At 75.0% G+C, this 1989-nt stretch carries 2 protein-coding genes and 1 pseudogene; 1 reads left to right on the forward strand and 2 read right to left on the reverse strand.

Features of this window, described 5'->3' with window-relative positions:
* A partial coding sequence (locus tag E1298_RS46465; RefSeq protein WP_243726263.1) for a response regulator occupies nucleotides 1–411 on the reverse strand: 411 nt, incomplete at its 3' end.
* Between the two features lie 2 nt (nucleotides 412–413).
* Nucleotides 414–1583: a sensor histidine kinase gene (locus E1298_RS46470; RefSeq protein ID WP_207945272.1), complete on the reverse strand. Its 1170-nt coding sequence runs from the start codon at nucleotides 1581–1583 to the stop codon at nucleotides 414–416.
* A gap of 158 nt (nucleotides 1584–1741) precedes the next feature.
* On the opposite strand from E1298_RS46470, the pseudogene E1298_RS50000 reads away from it, so the two are divergent.
* Nucleotides 1742–1870: pseudogene (locus E1298_RS50000) on the forward strand (ATP-binding cassette domain-containing protein); the annotation flags it as partial.
* Nucleotides 1871–1989: the final 119 nt, after the last annotated feature.

Below are 1989 nucleotides of genomic sequence, written 5' to 3' on the forward strand. Positions count from 1 at the left end.
GCGGGTCACGGTGGGCGCCAGCAGGGAGTCCCCCTCGGCGACCACGCGGATGGCGGACAGGAGGTCGGCGGGCGGGGTGTCCTTGAGCAGGAAGCCGCTGGCGCCCGCCCGGAGCGCCGTGTAGACGTAGGCGTCCAGGTCGAACGTGGTGAGGATCAGGACGCGGACGTCGGGCAGGTCGGCGCAGATGCGCCGGGTCGCCTCGATGCCGTCCATCTCGGGCATGCGGACGTCCATGAGGACGACGTCGGGACGCTCGCGCGCGGCCAGGTCGAGGGCCTCGGCGCCGGTGCCGGCCTCGCCCACGGTGACCAGGCCCGGGGCGGTGTCGACCAGGACGCGGAAGCTGCCGCGCAGCAGGGCCTGGTCGTCGGCGACGAGGACGCGGATGTCGGTCAAGGGATCCTTCACGGTCAGATCGGGTCGTAGGGGAAGGCGGCCGACACGGCGAAGCCGCCCTGGGGGCGGGGTCCCGCGGTGAAGTCGCCGCCGTACATCATGACGCGTTCGCGCATGCCGATCAGCCCGTGCCCCTCCCCCGGCGCGACGCCGCCGGGCAGGACGCGGACGCCGGGCCCGTCGTCGGTCACCTCGATGCGCAGCCGGTGGCCGTCGGCGTGGACGAGGACGCGGCAGTGGGCGGGGGCGGCGTGCTTGACGACGTTGGTGACCGCCTCCTGGACGATGCGGTAGGCGGAGAGGGCGACGCTCTCGGGGAGCTCGCCCGCGCGCACGTCGAGGGCGACGCGGACGCCGGCCATGGCGGCGCGCTCGGCCAGGCCGGTCAGCGCGGACAGATCGGGGGCGGGCGCCCGGGCGGCCTCCTGAGCGGTCTCGGGGGCGGTGTCGGCGCGCAGGACGCCCAGGAGGTGGCGCATCTCGGCGAGGGAGCCGCGGCTGGTCGTCTCGATGACGCGGAGGGCGTCGAGGGCCTCCTCGGGGCGGGCCTCGGCGACGTGGACGGCGACGCCGGCCTTGACGGCGATCAGGCTCATGCTGTGGGCGACGACGTCGTGGAGCTCGCGGGCGATGCGGAGGCGCTCGTCGGTCACGGCGCGGTCGGCGATCTGGCGGGCGGCGCGGGCGGCGTGCGCGCGGCGCTCGCGGACGGCGCGTCCCAGGGTCCAGGACGCTCCGAGGACGGCGAGGCCGAGCAGCAGCGCGGCGGACCGCTGGGCCTGCCAGCCCGTGGGGCCGACCACGGCGCCGCCGAGGATGACGAAGGCGCTGAGGACGCCGATCAGCGGGGTCGGGATCCAGCGGCGGCGGGGGCGGGTCAGCGCGACCGGGTAGAGGGCGTAGGCGGCCGCGGCGCACGAGTCCCACGCCAGGTCCAGGAAGAGCGACAGGACCGAGGCCGTGAGGACGGCCGCGAAGGCGGGGACGGGCCAGATCCTCCGCACGGCGAGCGGCAACCCGGTCGCGGCGATGACCGCGACCGGGAGGAGGGCGGGGGCGGAGCGGTCCCCGGTGATCATCAGCAGCAGGAGGGTGTAGGCCGCCGCGACCCCGGCGTCCAGCCTGATCAGCCGGCGCCGGCCGAGCCCGCGGGCCAGGAGGGGGCGCGCCTCGGATTCGTCCACGCCACGAAGGTAGCCGGACGGTTGCGCAGGGCGCCTCCGGCCTGCGGACGTCATCCCTGGGTCCGATGCGGCGCGGCGCTCTCGGAGGACGGTCGGAGCGCGGGATCCCGCCCTGGTTCCGATGTGCGGCCGGGGCGGCGCGGGAGAGCGTTGACGGCGTGATCGAAGTACATGAGCTGACCAAACGCCACGGCGCGACCGTCGCCGTGGACCATCTGTCGTTCGAGGTGAGCCCGGGGACGGTCACCGGGTTCCTCGGGCCGAACGGCGCGGGCAAGTCGTCCACGCCGAACTCCTCAGACGCCAGGCGCAGGGCCTCCTGCCCGGGGTCGTAGACGCCCGTGCTGAAACCGATCTTGCGGCCGACCTTGATCTCCGCCCCCCAATTGATCATGGTTTTGGTCTT

Origin of the sequence: Actinomadura rubrisoli, from assembly GCF_004349215.1 — a bacterium.
In the GTDB taxonomy this organism is placed as follows: domain Bacteria; phylum Actinomycetota; class Actinomycetes; order Streptosporangiales; family Streptosporangiaceae; genus Spirillospora; species Spirillospora rubrisoli.